We start from the raw sequence: 13,498 nt of genomic DNA on the forward strand, positions 1-13,498 counted from the left end.
GCGCCGCGCCTATTTGACGAGGACGAGATCCCGCGTCTGGAGCAGGTCCACGTCCCCGGCGAACTGCGAGAAGGCCTCGTAGCCCTTCACGGGAATGCGGTTGCGCGGCAGGCGCAGGGACTCGGTGATGGTGAGCACGCGCCCCTCCTGCTTCTCTGAGCGGGTGAGCTGGCCAAAGGCGCTCTCCACCTTCAGCGACGCCTGAGGGTCCGACAGCCGCCAGCCCTCGGGCAGGGTCGTCTTCACCTCGGTGTCGCTCGCCTCGGAGGCGTCGATGAACAGCGGGGTGTCGCGGGAGCTGAGCTGCACGAAGCGCCGGCCGAGCAGCGCCGGGAAGCTCACGGGCCCCATCACGAGCCGGTTGGGGCCCTCGGCCCGGGCGAAGCGCGGCACCTTGAACTCGTAGCGCAGGGTGAGCGGCGCGCCCACCTCCTCGGCGTGCTCCAGCTTCACGGAGGTGAGCTCCGCGCCGCCGAAGTAGCGCGCCACGGCGCCCTGGAGCGCCTGCTGGCGGTTCTCCGCCGACAGCGCCTCGAAGGCATCGGCGAGCTGGGCCGCCTCGAAGTCCGAGTACACCTCCTCGCCCCGGCCGGTGAGCAGGCCATCCTCCTTCACCTCCAGCCACAGCTTCACTTGCTTGGAGGGCGTCTGGCGCAGGGGCGGCGTCTTCACCTTCTCCGCGGCGCGGCCGGGCTCGGGCAGCAGGTACGCCTCGCGCTCGCCCATGGACGGCTCGGGCAGGGCGCCGAAGGGGCCGAAGCGCACCGAGGTGTCCAGCCACACCGGGGCCTCCCCGGGCAGGTCCACCCGCAGGGCCACGAAGGTGAGCAGCGCGTCGGCGGGGAAGAGGTAGGGCGCTGGGTCCGTGTAGAAGGTGCGCACCATGGCCAGCCGCACGGGGATGCCCAGCACGTCCAGGCTCGCCTTGAGGAGCATCAGCCGGCTGCCCCGGTCCTGCGCCACCGTGGTGGCCGCCGACTGGGCGAGGCCCGTGTCCCGTCCCGGAATCTGCTTCATCACCGCCGCGTGCAGCGCCTTCACCGCCTCCAGGCCCGTCTTCTTCCCGGCCACCCGGCGGGCGAACGCCTCCACCTCCGAGTTGCGCGCGGCCCGGTCGAGGAAGCTGTCCGCGTAGTTGGCCGCGGTGCTCTCGCTGCCCAGGGTGCCCGCGCCCACCATCACGAAGGGCAGGTACTCGTTGGCCGACTGGGGCGCGTCCGGCTCGGGGATGAAGGGCGGCACGCGCCGGGCCTCGTAGGTGAAGATTTCCCGGTCCCCCTTCACCTCGGGGGCGGGCGCCTTCATGCCGTGCGCGTCCACGCGCATGCCCGTGCCCTTGGGCGCCACCACCGTGTACGTGGCCCAGTTGTTCGGCATGCCCGAAATCTGGAAGTAGAAGGCCGAGGCGGTGAAGCCCGGCTGCGCGGGGCCGCGCGAGGGCTCCGCGAGCAGGTACTCCACCTCGATGTAGTCACCCACCTGCACGCCGGGGAGGCTGATGGCGTCCTTGCCCGCGATGGCCTCGGGCTCCAGCACCGTGCCGTCCGCTTTGAGCGTGCGCAGCGCCAGCACCTGGGCGCCCTGGGGAATGTTCACCTCGGCGATCTCCTGGATGCCGCTCTGCTCCAGCGCCTTCTGGATGATGTGGATGCGGTTGATGAGCGTGCCGTCGGGGAACACCTGGACGGCGGCGGCATCCAGCACGTACGCGGCGGCGCTGTCCTCCGTGCCGCGGGAGGCCTCGTACGCCGCGATGGCCTGCTTGCCGTCGATGGCGAACTCCTGGAGCAGCTCCTTGCCCGTCTTCGCCCGGGCCACGGCGCGGTGCAGGGACAAGTCATTGCCGTCCAGCGCCAGGGCCTGCTCGCGCAGGGCCAGGGCCTCGGCGGCCGCCCCCGCGTACTCGCGCACATCCGCCAGCTGCTTCAGGATGAAGGCGCTCCGGGGCCACTGCGCGGACAGCGCCCGCAGGGTGGCGGTGGCCTCGTCGTAGCGGCGCTGGGACACGTACAGGTGCGCCAGCGTGACGCCGAGGCTCGGGTTGCCCGGGTCCCGCGTCAGCAGCTCCGTGTAGCCCTGGATGGCGCGGGCGGTGTCCCCGCGCAGGCGCGCGTGCTCGGCGGCGCGGCTCAGGGCGCCCGAGCAGCCCGCGGAGTCCGCGACGAGCTTCTCCATCAGCTCCACCGCGTCCCGGCGCCGGGCCAGGGTGTAGCGCAGCCCCAGCGCGTCACACAGGTTCGGCCAGGCCGTGAGCGCCGCGGCGAGGGACTCCTCGGCCTGGGCCTCCACGCCCAGCGCGAGCGCGGCCCGGGCGCGCAGCAGGTGCACGGGGAAGGCGGTGGGGCCCGCGGCCTCCCGCGCGCGCTGGAGCGTCTCGAGCGCCACGGCGGGCTGCTCGTCCCCGAGCGACAGCTCCGCGCGCAGCAGCAGCGCGGCCACGTCCTTGGGGTCCTTCGCGAGCGCCGTCTCCAGCTCCCGCGTGGCACGCCCGCGCGACACCTTGGTGGGCACCGTGCGGTCCTGCGCGGCCAGCTCCGCGCGCAGCGTGAGCAGCGCGGGCGTGGCCGCCTCGGCCGCCAGCCCCTGCATCAGCACCCGGGCGCCATCGGCGTCCCGGCCCATGCCGTCGCGCACCGCGAGGAAGGTGGACAAGAGCCCTCCGGCCTCCTTCTCCAGCGCCGCGGCGAACTGCCGCGCGCCCGGGTAGAACAGGGGCGCCTCGGTGAAGGCGGGAGGGGCAGCGCTCCACGCGGGCGCGGGGCCGGTGGCCGCCGTGAGCCGCGCGGTGGTGGGGCGGCCATCGGCACGCGGCAGGGTGAAGGAGAAGTTACCGGTGGTGTTGTTCCGGGTGAGCGTCGCCACGAAGCGGTAGCGCCCCGGGGAGAGCGTCATGGCGCGGCCCAGCACGGTGGGCTCGGCGCGGGCAAAGGGCCGCCGCTCGAAGAGCAGCGTGCCGTTCATCCACAGCTTGTGCGCGGAGGACGAGACGGTGCGGGCCAGGTACACGCCGCCCTCGGCCACCTCCGCGTCGAAGGCCAGCACGTACACATCCCCCTCGTTGGGCTCCCCATCCAGGCGGTGCCGTCCATCCGGGGCGTGCAGGGGGCGCGGGGTGAGGGGGCCCCGGAGGCCCTGGAAGGGGCCCGCGAGCGAGCCGTCCTTCTCGGGCGGGGTGAGCGTGTCGAAGCCCAGCAGGCGGTGGGGCGAGAAGGGGCCCACCACCGTCACGTGGGTGGCCGAGCCCGCCTCCCGCAGCGCGGCCTCGGTGGCCTTCATGTCCCCGCGGATGTAGGCAATGGCCATCTGCGCGCCGCGCAGAATCTGGGCAGCCTCGCCGAGGGCGCCCGCCTCGAGCGCCTGGCGCGCCCCCTGGAGGATGCGCTCATCGGACTCGGGCGAGGTGCCCGTCTGGTCCAGCACGTAGCGGGCGGCGGCCGTCGCGAGCGGATGGGTGGGCGCGCGCACGCACAGCTGCAGCGCGGTCTCCAGGGCCCGGTCCACCGCGGCGGTGCGGCGCGCCAGCAGGTGCTGGCCCATGAGGGCGTAGGGCTCGGCGGGCGCCTTGGCAGCCGCGGCGTCGAAGTGGCCCTGCGCGGCGGCCACATCCCCCTTCACGAGGTAGGCGTGAAAGCCCGCGAGCGCGAGCGTGCGCGCCTCGCTGGTGCCCTTCTGGGCCTGCTGGGCGGCATTCTCCAGCAGCTGGGCGGACGGAACGGAGGAGTGAGCGCAGCCGGACAGGCCGGCGGCGAGGGCGAGCAGCGCGAGAAGACCGCGAAAGGTTCCCATAAGGCCCGAAGGGATAATGCAATCCCCGGGGCAGGGCTACATCCGCATGCAATCCATGTCGGCCGGTGGCCGCTGTTACCGCCGCTTGCCGCCCTTGGGAGGGGGCGCCTTGGGGGCGGGCCGCTTCACCGGCGCGGGCTTGGCCACCGGTTTGACGGCGACTGGGGCGGGCCGGGGCACCGGCGCCGGGGTGGCCACGGGGGCAGGGGGGGCCTGGCGCAGGCTGTAGCTGAGCGCCTCGATGCGGCAGGTGCCCTCGATGCAGCCGGCGGCCGGCCGGGGCTCATCTCCCAGTTGCTTCTGCCAGGCCGGGCCAATGATGAGCGGCTCGGCGATGGCCCGGCGGTCCTTGCCGGTGCCCACGAAGGCGCGCAGCACGCCCTCGGCGTCGATCTCCATCTCCAGGTGGGCTTTGCCCGAGGGGGAGAACAGCCCCAGCATGGTGCCGCGGCGCTCGCCCAGGGCCCACTCCAGCGCCAGCGGCGCGCCGGCCCCGTGCTGGATGAGGGCGACGTAGCGCCCCGTGGAGCCCACCAGCATGAGCGCGGCCTGGGCATCGGGCGGCGGGCCGTAGAGCACCGAGCGCAGGCGCGCCGACAGGGTACGGGGGGGCGGCTCGGCGAGCACGTCCGCCTTGAGCACGGCGATGTCCCCGTCCAGGTCCACCACGTCCACCACGGCCCGGCCCACGCGCGACTGGCCCTCCACCGCGGGGAACACCAGCGCCTTGGGCTCGGACACCACGGGCCTGCCCGCGGTGAGCAGCGACAGGGCGTCGGGGCCCTCGCCGGCCACCACCAGGCGCTCGGCGCCCTTCGTCAGCCGCCCGGGCAGCGAGCGGGTGGAGTGGGGGCCCAGGTCCGCGGTGAGCGCGGCGCCGGGCATGATGCGGGGGCGCTTCTCGCCGCTGCGCAGCCACGCCACCCCCAGCACGCCCACCGCCGAGAGCACCAGCAGCACGGCCACCCCCTGGGCGGCCACCCGCGCCGCGCGCCGCGCCCCGCGCTTCACCCGCCCCCAGAACGTGAGCGGCTTGGAAATCTGCGACAGGGTGAGGGGCGCCAGCGGCTCCAGGTCCGCCATGAGCGCGCTCACCGTGGGGTAGCGCTCCTCGGGGTCCGGCTTCAGGCACCGGGTGACGATGCCATCCAGCCGCCCGTCGATCTCCGGCTTGTGCTTGGAGGGCGGATCGAACGTGCCCAGGGGCACCTCGCCCGTGAGCAGCTCATAGAGGATGACGCCCAGGGAGAAGATGTCCGCGCGCGCGTCCGCCGTCTTCGCGTCCACGCGCTGCTCGGGCGCCATGTAGGACAACGTGCCCATGGAGACATGGGTGCTGGTGAGGTTGAAGCGGGTGTTGGCGTCGTCCACGAAGGAGGCCAGCCCGAAGTCCGTCACCTTGGCGATGTTGCCGGCCTGCTGGTCGAAGAGGATGTTCTCCGGCTTCAGGTCCCGGTGGACGACGTTGCGGGTGTGCGCGTACTGCACCCCCCGGCAGATCTCCATCATCATCCGCAGGGACTCGGGGATGGTGAGCAGCGGCGAGCGCATCAGCTCGCGCAGCGACGGCCCATCCACGAACTCCATGACCAGGTAGTACGTGTTGTCCGTCTTCCCCTTGTCGACGATGTCGACGATGTTGGGGTGGGACAAGGTGGCCAGCGCGGCGGCTTCCTTCTGGAAGCGCGCGACGAAGTCGGCCTCCTTGGCCAGCTCCGGGTTCAACAGCTTCACCGCCACGGTGCGGTTGAGGGACAGCTGGGTGGCCTTGTGCACCTCGCCCATGCCCCCCATGCCCACGAGCTTCTCGAGGCGGTAACCGGGGAGGGAGTCAGCGTTGCGCGGCCGGCTGATCGCCGTGGTGTCCAAAGAAGGCATGTGCAGAGGGCGGAGGCTAGCAGACCTGGGGATTTTGAGGATCCCCTTGGTGAGAAGCCCAGCTTCGCCCTCTTCCGGCCTAGGCCGGGGTTACCGGTTCACGCTCAGCGCCATCATCTCGCGCAGCTGCGAGCGCGTCTGGGACAGCGAGGAGCGCATCTGCCGGTGGCGCAGCGCCGAGCTTAGCCCGCTCGCCAGGGACTTGAGCAGGATGACTTCCTCGGCGCTCCACACCCGGCCCTGCTGGCAGTCATCGAAGCCCACGAAGCCCCACCACTCCTTGGAGGGCCGCAGGGGCGCCAGCATCAGCGAGCGCGTCTTGTGGTCATCCAGGAGGAACTTCATGCGCGGGGGCGCGTCCTTGGCCAGGCAGTTGACCAGGTGGCCCTGGGAGAGCAGCTCCGACCACTGCGGCGCCAGTTCGCGCAGGCACAGGCTTTGAAGCGTGGAGGACTCCAGCGGCGAGGTGAGCCCAGGCACCGTCCACGCGTAGCGCGCATCCGTCAACATCCGCCCGCGGATGGGGTAGGGCTGGTTCTCGTAGATGTAGACGCGGTCCACCTTCAGCGCGCTTCCCACCATGGACAGCGCCGAGCTGGCGTGGAGCGGCGTGAAGCCCTTCTCCAGGAGCAGCTTCGTCGCATCGGAAATCTTCGTGAAGAGTTCGATCATGGGGCGTCGCTCCGGTGGGGAAGGGAAGGAGGTCCAGACCGGCTGGGGAACCTCATGTATCCCTTGAGACCCGAATAAACCTGATTTCGTTCATCCTGTCAAATAGCATTTATGCTGTAAGAGGCAGGCGCTGGAGCTGGGGTTTCCCTGGAAAGGCGGCCCAGACATCTCCGGAGAGGTGGGACGGTGCCCGGGAGAAACCTCCACGCGCCCTCCTTCTTGCCGGGGCCACCGGCCTGGGAGGACAGGGCTTGCGACAGGCATTCACAACTTGGGGTGCCAATCGTGTGGAAGGCTTCCCCGGCGGGGGGCAGGGGCTTTGACGACTCGCCCTGTCTTCTGCAATCTGTGGGCATGCGGTTCCTCTTCATTGGCGCGGTGGCCTGGGGCGTAGTGGGATGTGCCCAGGGCATCCCCCCCGCGCGCCTTCAGGCCCACATGGTGGCCGCGGAGCAATGGCAGCGCCGTTACCAGGAGGAGCGGGCCCACACGGACGCGCTGGCGGAGCGGCTGGCGGCGGCCGAGGCGGCCCTGGAGCGCGTGGCGTCGGAGCTGGCGGAGGTGGATCAAGCCCGGCTGGTGCTCAACGAGGAGCTGGAGCGCTCCGAGGTGGAGCGGCACACGCTGGAGGACTTCGTCACCCACCTGCAGGCCCAGAAGCGCGAGCTGTCCGTGATGCACGAGGAGCTCTCCGAGATGCACGAGGAGGTGACCGACGTGTGGTACGAGTCGGCGCTCTCCCGGGCGCGGCGCTACAGCCCGCCCCCGCCTCCGCCCCCGGCGGCCCCCACCGTCGAGGGGACGCGGGAGACACTGCCCTGAGCGCGCTGTGAGCGTTCGCGTTCCCCTGCGAGGCTACAGGGCGGGGTTTCTGTTCGCGGTGGCGCTCCTGTCCGCCGTGGCGGCCTTCTCCCTGTGGACCGAGGTGCGCACCGGCCAGCAGGTGGACCACCTGGTGAAGGAGGCGCTGGAGCGGGCCAGCCTGATCGGGCGGATCCGCGTGGAGACGTTCTCGCTGGAGAGCGCCATCGAGGCCCACGTGCGCGCCATGGACGACCGGCAGCGCCAGGCGGCCAACGCGGTGATGGAGGACATCCTGGGCGGCATCCGCCGCTCCACCGAGGCGTACACCAAGGACTTGCCGCCCGGGGAGACCGTCACCTGGCAGCGCTTCAACGCGGCCTGCCAGGCGCTGGCGGACCAGGTGCGCGCCACCGCCGTCTTCTCCCACCGCCGCGAGGCAGAGCGCGCCCGGGTGCACCTGACGGAGCGCATCCGCCCGCTGGTGCTGGAGGTGGACGAGCTGGCCACGCAGCTGGCGCAGGAGAACGCGGAGGAGGCGCGCGAGCTGGCCGCCCACACCGCCTCGCTGCGCATGCGCAACACGGCGCTGGGGGCAGGGGCCACGCTGGTGGCGGTGCTCATCTCGCTGCTGGTGGGCTGGCACATCACCTCCGTGCTGCGGCGCCAGGAGACGACGATTCAGCGGCAGCTGGAGGACCTGGGGCGCGCCAACGCGGAGCTGGACTCCTTCACCCACCGGGTGGCGCACGACTTGATGGGGCCACTGGCGCCGCTCAAGGGCTACCTGACGCTCATCCGCCGCACGGGCGGGGTGGTGGACCCCGGGGCGCTGGAGATGCTGTCCCAGTGCGAGTCGAGCGCGGGGCGCATGGGCGAACTCATTGAAGCGCTCTTGCGCTTCTGCCGGGCCGGGCGCCGGGGGGAGCACACGGCCAGCGAGCTGGACACGGCGGTGAGCACGGTGCTGCTGGAGTTGTCGCAGACGGCCACGGCGCTGGGCGTCACGCTGGAGCGGGAGCTGGCGCCGGGCCTCGCGGTGGACTGCCCCAACCAGCTGCTCCAGGTGGTGGCGCGCAACCTGGTGTCCAACGCGGTGAAGTACACGGCGGGCCAGCCGCAGCCCCGCGTCACCGTGCGAGTCTTCGCGCACGGGGACGCGGCGGTGCTGGAGGTGGGAGACAACGGCATGGGGATGAGCGCGGAGACGCGGGCCTCGCTCTTCCAGCCGTTCTTCCGCGCGCCCGAGGCGCGGGACAGGCCGGGGCATGGCCTGGGCCTGGCCACCGTGAAGCGGCTGGTGGAGGCGCACGGGGGCCAGCTCGCCGTGACGTCCGAGCCGGGCAAGGGCACCACGATGGAAGCCCGCCTGCCCCGGGTGAAGCCGCCCCTGCTGGATGTTGAACCCCTTCCTTCCCGCCGTCAGGTCTCCTCATGAGCCCCGCTCGCATTCTCGCCGTCGATGATGATCCGCATGCCCGGGACCTGCTGCGGCGGCTGCTCGGCACGCTGGGCGAGGTGATGCAGGCCGCGCACCCCGAGGGCGCCGTCGAGCGGCTGACGGAGGACGGGCCGTTCGACCTGGTGCTCACGGACATGGCGATGCCCAACCCGGGCGATGGCCTCCGGGTGCTGAAGGAGGTGAAGACGCGGCTGCCGGACACGCCGGTCATCGTGGTGACGGCGTTCGGCAACGTGGAGGGGGCGCTCGACAGCATCCAGCAGGGGGCGTTCGACTACCTGGCCAAGCCGTTCGACGTGGACGCCATCATGCGGGTGGCGCGGCGGGCGCTGGAGCAGAAGCGGCTGGTGGAGGAGAACCGCTCGCTGCGCAAGCAGGTGGAGCGCAGCACGCTGGTGGGCCGCAGCCCCGCGCTGCTGGAGGTGTACAAGCAGGTGGCGCGGGCGGCCACGAGCAACGTGCCGGTGCTGATTACGGGCGAGACGGGGACGGGCAAGGAGATGGTGGCGCGCTCGCTGCACAAGCGCTCGCCGCGCGCCTCGGGGCCCTTCATCCCGGTGGACTGTGGCGCCATCGCCGAGTCGCTGATGGAGAGCGAGCTGTTTGGCCACTCGCGCGGGGCCTTCACGGGGGCCACGGGGGCGCGGCGCGGGCTGTTCGAGGAGGCCAGCGGCGGCACGCTGTTCCTGGACGAGATTGGCGACGTGGGGCTGAAGGTGCAGTCGCAGCTCTTGCGCGTGCTCCAGGAGGGGGAGATCCGCCGGGTGGGGGAGAGCGCGCCGGTGAAGGTGGACGTGCGGGTGGTGGCGGCGACGAACAAGGAACTGCAGGCGCGGGTGGCGGAGGGGCTGTTCCGGGAGGACCTGCTGTACCGGCTGGACGTGGTGCACCTGCGGCTGCCGCCGCTGCGCGAGCGGCGGGAAGACATCACCGCGATGGTGGAGCACTTCGCGGCACTGCACGCGCGGGGCGGGGTGCGGCCGGTGGTGACGCCGGAGGCGGTGGCGCGGCTGACGGCATATGAGTGGCCGGGCAACGTGCGGCAGCTGGAGAACGTGGTGGCGCGGGCGCTGGCGCTCAACGTGACGGGGGTACTGGGGCCCCAGGACTTCCCGGAGCCCATTGGGGATGCGCCCAAGAAGCTGACGGGGCTGGCGGAAGACATGCCGAGCCTGGCGGAGCTCTCGCGGCGGTACGCGGCGCAGGTGCTCCAGCACGTGGGCGGCAACAAGAGCGAGGCGGCGCGGCTGCTGGGCGTGGACCGTAAGACGCTCTACAAGCTGCTGGAAGCGGCCGAACCCGAGGCGACCTGAGGGCCCGGCCGCGGTGGCTCACTCCGCGAAGTGAACCACAAGGCCATTGTCGCCCACGGCCCAGATGTCATTCATCGCCTTGGCCGCGATGTCTCGGAGAGGCTGGGGACCGTCATAAAGTGGGTCAGGGGCCCAGCCACTCGACTTGAGAAGACGGATGCGCCCATCCATGTCGGTGACGTAGACGGAAGCCGCGTCCAGCGCCACCACGCTCGTGTAGTCGGCAACGGGAGTACCGGCAGGAAAGTTCACGCGGGACCAAGTTTTATCTCCATCCCATTTCAGGACGAGCCCCTTGTCTCCCACGGCATAGGCCACGCTGGGCGACGCCATCCACACCGCAGTCAGATAGCCGCCATACCCGCTGGGAACACCTGCCACGGTATGCTCTATGAGTGCGGTTTCGTTGCCGGTGCCAGGGTGGCCTGAAATGATTGGGTTGGAGCGAGCCCGGTCGTGCTCGTTGGAGCCGCCTACGAACAGAAGGGGCCCCGAGCCGTCGAGCGTGTGGACCCCAAAGTAAGTCGGAGACAAGTCGAAGAGTCGACTGACCTGACCGCTCTCTTCCGTCCACGAATAGAGTTCTCCCCATGCACTCACGGCGTAGAACTGTGTAATCCCGCCTTGGGAACGTCCAATCACACTGGTCAGAGGGGTGTTTTCTCTGACAGTCCGCTGGTCATGGCAGATGGTGCCGTCATGCCATGCGACCTGTCCGTCATTGCCTGCCAAGACGACGATGCCGTTCGTGGTGGCCCAAGTGGCCTTCCAATGCGCGCTGCCGCACGCTCCGTCCAGGGAGGAGAAGTTCCCGCCAGCGCTCTTGCGGACCGCGAGCTTGCCTCCATCGCCCGCCACCCACACCCAGCCATTGGAGGCAATCGAGACGCTCTTCCAGTTGCGGTCCTTGAGGGCGGGATCATCCGGGAAGGTCTTCCAACCCTTCCCCAGGCAGGCATCGTCCTCATCCACGGTGCCATTGCAGTTGTTGTCCCGGGCGTCACAGGCCTCGAAGTTCCCCCGTGCGTTGAGGGGATCCTGATCGTCGCAGTCGTTCCTGTTGGCGACGTTTCCCGTGGGGTAGGGGTCCGCGGGGCACTTCAAGCCTGCGCCGGTGCTGCGTTCATCCCCTGTTCCGTCGCCATCGGCGTCCGGGTAGTAAGGCTGCTCCTTGGGCGGCGCACCCGCACAGGCCAGTCCATTCTTGCCGCCGTTGCAGACCCACGTTCCACTGGGACACGGATCCGAGCAGGTCTTCCCTTTCAGAGGAAAGCCTTCGTCCACGGTGCCGTCGCAGTCGTCATCCACCTCGTCGCACGTCGTCTCGGTGAAGTTCTGGCGGGGATAGACATTCGGATTCGAGTCCAGGCAGTCCGAGTGGTCCTGAACATGCTTCGCGGGCTGCGTGCACCGGACGAGGGGGGCGGCGCTCAGGTCTCCGAAGGTGTCTCCATCCTGGTCGGGGTACCAGTTCGTGGCCACGCCTTCATCGGTGTCGCCATCGCAGTCATTGTCCTGGTCGTCACAGATCTCGGTGGCGCCGGGATGGGTATTGGGCGCCGTATCGGTGCAGTCCGTGCCGCCTTCGTCGGTGGAAATGTAGCCATCCCCATCCGCGTCTGGTCTCGCCAGGTCGAACTCTTGCTCGATGACCTGGGTCTCCGGAAGGATCACAGTGAGGTTCTTCTTCGCCAGCATGGAGTCCTGGCACGACGGGCTTCCGTAAGCGGTAGCCGTAAGGTTCAACGTCCGGCTCCAGCCATCCTTGCGGAACACCGCGAGGACTGCGCTTCGGGGGTCCTTCTCAAGGTCCTTCAGCTCCGCCGTCGTTTCGCCTTCGCCGTTGCTGTCCCGGGCGGTGACCACGATGCACTGGGCCTTGAAGTTGTACGTCACCGTCAGCTTGACGGCGGCCTCACGTGCACCGGGGGAGCGGCTGCAGCCGCTCAGGAGCACCAGGGACATCAACGAAAACAGGGCGAACCGGAACATGGGGCCCATCCTACCCCGTGCCCGCCACGAGGCGAGCGCGCACGCACTTGTCGCGTGCGAACGGTCCGGCACGGCTCCCGGTGCCCGCCGCGCCGGGCTGCCGGTAAGGTGGTCGCCCCATGTCTCCATGCCTGGAACGAGGAAGCCCGCATGCCCCAGTATGACTTCGACCTGCTGACGATCGGCGGTGGCTCGGGCGGCACGGCCGTGAGCCGCCGGGCGGGCACTCTGGGCGCGCGGGTGGCCCTCTGCGAGGAGGACCGGGTGGGAGGCACCTGCGTGCTCCGGGGCTGTGTCCCCAAGAAGCTGCTCGTCTACGGCTCCCACTTCCGCGAGGAGTTCGAGGACGCGGCGGGCTACGGCTGGTCCGTGCCGGAGCCCACGCTGGACTGGAAGAAGCTCCAGGCGGCCAAGGACCGGGAGATGGACCGGCTCCACCATGTGTACAAGCGGCTGCTCCGGGACGCCGGCGTGCGGCTCATCGACGGGCGTGCGCGCATCCTGGATGCCCACACCGTGGAGGCTGGGGGCCACCGCTACACGGCGGCCCACTTGGTCATCGCCACGGGCTCACGCCCCTCCATCCCCGGCATGCCGGGCAGCGAGCACGTGCTCTCCTCGGACGGCGTGCTGAGCCTGCCGGAGCTGCCGCGCCGGATGATCATCGTCGGCGGGGGCTACATCGGCGTGGAGTTCGCCAGCATCTTCAACGGCCTGGGGGTGCAGGTGACGCTGCTCGTCCGGGAGGACACCGTGCTGAAGGGCTTCGACGAGGACGTGCGCTCGGTGCTCTCCCAGGAACTGCGCAAGAAGGGCATCGACCTGCGGTGTGGCGTCTCCGTGCGGGATGTGGAGAAGAGCCCGGACGGAACCCGGAGCGTGCTGACGAAGACGGGGGAGACGCTGGAGGCGGAGGTGGTGCTGTTCGCCACGGGCCGTGTCCCCAACACGCGGGGGTTCGGCCTGGAAGAGGTGGGGGTGAAGCTGGACGAGCACGGGGCCGTGGTGGTGGATGAGTGGTCCCACTCCTCGGTGAAGAACATCCACGCGGTGGGGGATGTGACGAACCGGCTCAACCTCACCCCGGTGGCCATCGCGGAGGGGCGGGCGCTGGCGGAGACGCTCTTTCACGGCAACCCCTCGCGGGTGGACCACGGGGTCATCCCTTCGGCGGTGTTCACCCAGCCTCCCGTGGGCACGGTGGGGCTCACCGAGAAGGAAGCGCGTGAGAAGCACGGCGCGGTGGACGTGTACGTCTCCAGCTTCCGGCCCATGAAACACACCCTGAGTGGGCGCAACGAGGGCGCGATGATGAAGGTGGTGGCGGAGCGGGATTCCGGCCGGGTGCTGGGCTTCCACATGGTGGGGATGGACGCCCCCGAGATTCTCCAGGGGCTGGCGGTGGCGTTTCACTGTGGTGTTACCAAGAAACAGCTCGATGCGACGGTGGGCATCCACCCCACGGCGGCCGAGGAGTTCGTCACCCTGAGCGACAAGCGCTCCGAGCCATAGGGGAACGCCACGTTGCTGGAGCCGGTCCGTCCCATCTATTTTGCACGCCTCGAAGCGCAACCCGAGTACCGCCGCACCCTTA

The 13,498-nt window shown here is 70.4% G+C and carries 8 protein-coding genes; 4 read left to right on the top strand and 4 right to left on the bottom strand.

The window, feature by feature from the left end; translation table 11 throughout:
* Nucleotides 1–9 precede the first annotated feature (9 nt).
* From KY661_RS19945 to KY661_RS19955, 3 genes are all read right to left on the bottom strand, one after another.
* Nucleotides 10–3,786 carry a tetratricopeptide repeat protein gene (locus tag KY661_RS19945; protein ID WP_225411717.1) on the bottom strand — a complete coding sequence of 1,259 codons (3,777 nt, stop codon included), beginning with the start codon at nucleotides 3,784–3,786 and terminating at the stop codon, nucleotides 10–12.
* 75 nt (nucleotides 3,787–3,861) lie between these two features.
* Entirely contained in the window at nucleotides 3,862–5,664 is a 1,803-nt protein-coding gene (locus KY661_RS19950) for a serine/threonine-protein kinase (protein WP_225411718.1), read from the bottom strand.
* 90 nt (nucleotides 5,665–5,754) lie between these two features.
* On the bottom strand, nucleotides 5,755–6,336 hold the full coding sequence (locus tag KY661_RS19955) for a GAF domain-containing protein (protein ID WP_075007858.1): 582 nt from the start codon (nucleotides 6,334–6,336) through the stop codon (nucleotides 5,755–5,757).
* Nucleotides 6,337–6,690: 354 nt separating this feature from the next.
* Between KY661_RS19955 and KY661_RS19960 the strand changes: the two genes are divergently transcribed.
* The 3 genes from KY661_RS19960 to KY661_RS19970 are packed head-to-tail and all read left to right on the top strand — an operon-like array spanning nucleotide 6,691 to nucleotide 9,912.
* Entirely contained in the window at nucleotides 6,691–7,158 is a 468-nt protein-coding gene (locus KY661_RS19960) for a hypothetical protein (protein WP_225411719.1), read from the top strand.
* A 7-nt stretch (nucleotides 7,159–7,165) separates the two neighbouring features.
* Entirely contained in the window at nucleotides 7,166–8,575 is a 1,410-nt protein-coding gene (locus KY661_RS19965) for a sensor histidine kinase (RefSeq protein ID WP_225411720.1), read from the top strand.
* Nucleotides 8,572–9,912, top strand: a complete 1,341-nt coding sequence (locus KY661_RS19970; RefSeq protein ID WP_225411721.1) for a sigma-54-dependent transcriptional regulator — start codon at nucleotides 8,572–8,574, stop codon at nucleotides 9,910–9,912. The genes KY661_RS19965 and KY661_RS19970 overlap by 4 nt, the downstream gene beginning before the upstream one ends.
* Nucleotides 9,913–9,930: 18 nt before the next feature.
* Here the strand turns inward: KY661_RS19970 and KY661_RS19975 are convergent, their stop codons facing one another.
* Nucleotides 9,931–11,904, bottom strand: coding sequence for a putative metal-binding motif-containing protein (locus tag KY661_RS19975; RefSeq protein ID WP_225411722.1), 1,974 nt, complete (start codon nucleotides 11,902–11,904; stop codon nucleotides 9,931–9,933).
* A gap of 150 nt (nucleotides 11,905–12,054) precedes the next feature.
* Here KY661_RS19975 and gor point away from each other — a divergent pair, with 150 nt between their 5' ends.
* Complete coding sequence (gene gor / locus KY661_RS19980; RefSeq protein WP_225411723.1) at nucleotides 12,055–13,416, top strand: glutathione-disulfide reductase; 1,362 nt, start codon at nucleotides 12,055–12,057, stop codon at nucleotides 13,414–13,416.
* Nucleotides 13,417–13,498 lie beyond the last annotated feature (82 nt).

The sequence above is a fragment of the Allostigmatella hybrida genome, assembly GCF_020103775.1.
Taxonomy (GTDB): domain Bacteria; phylum Myxococcota; class Myxococcia; order Myxococcales; family Myxococcaceae; genus Hyalangium; species Hyalangium aurantiaca.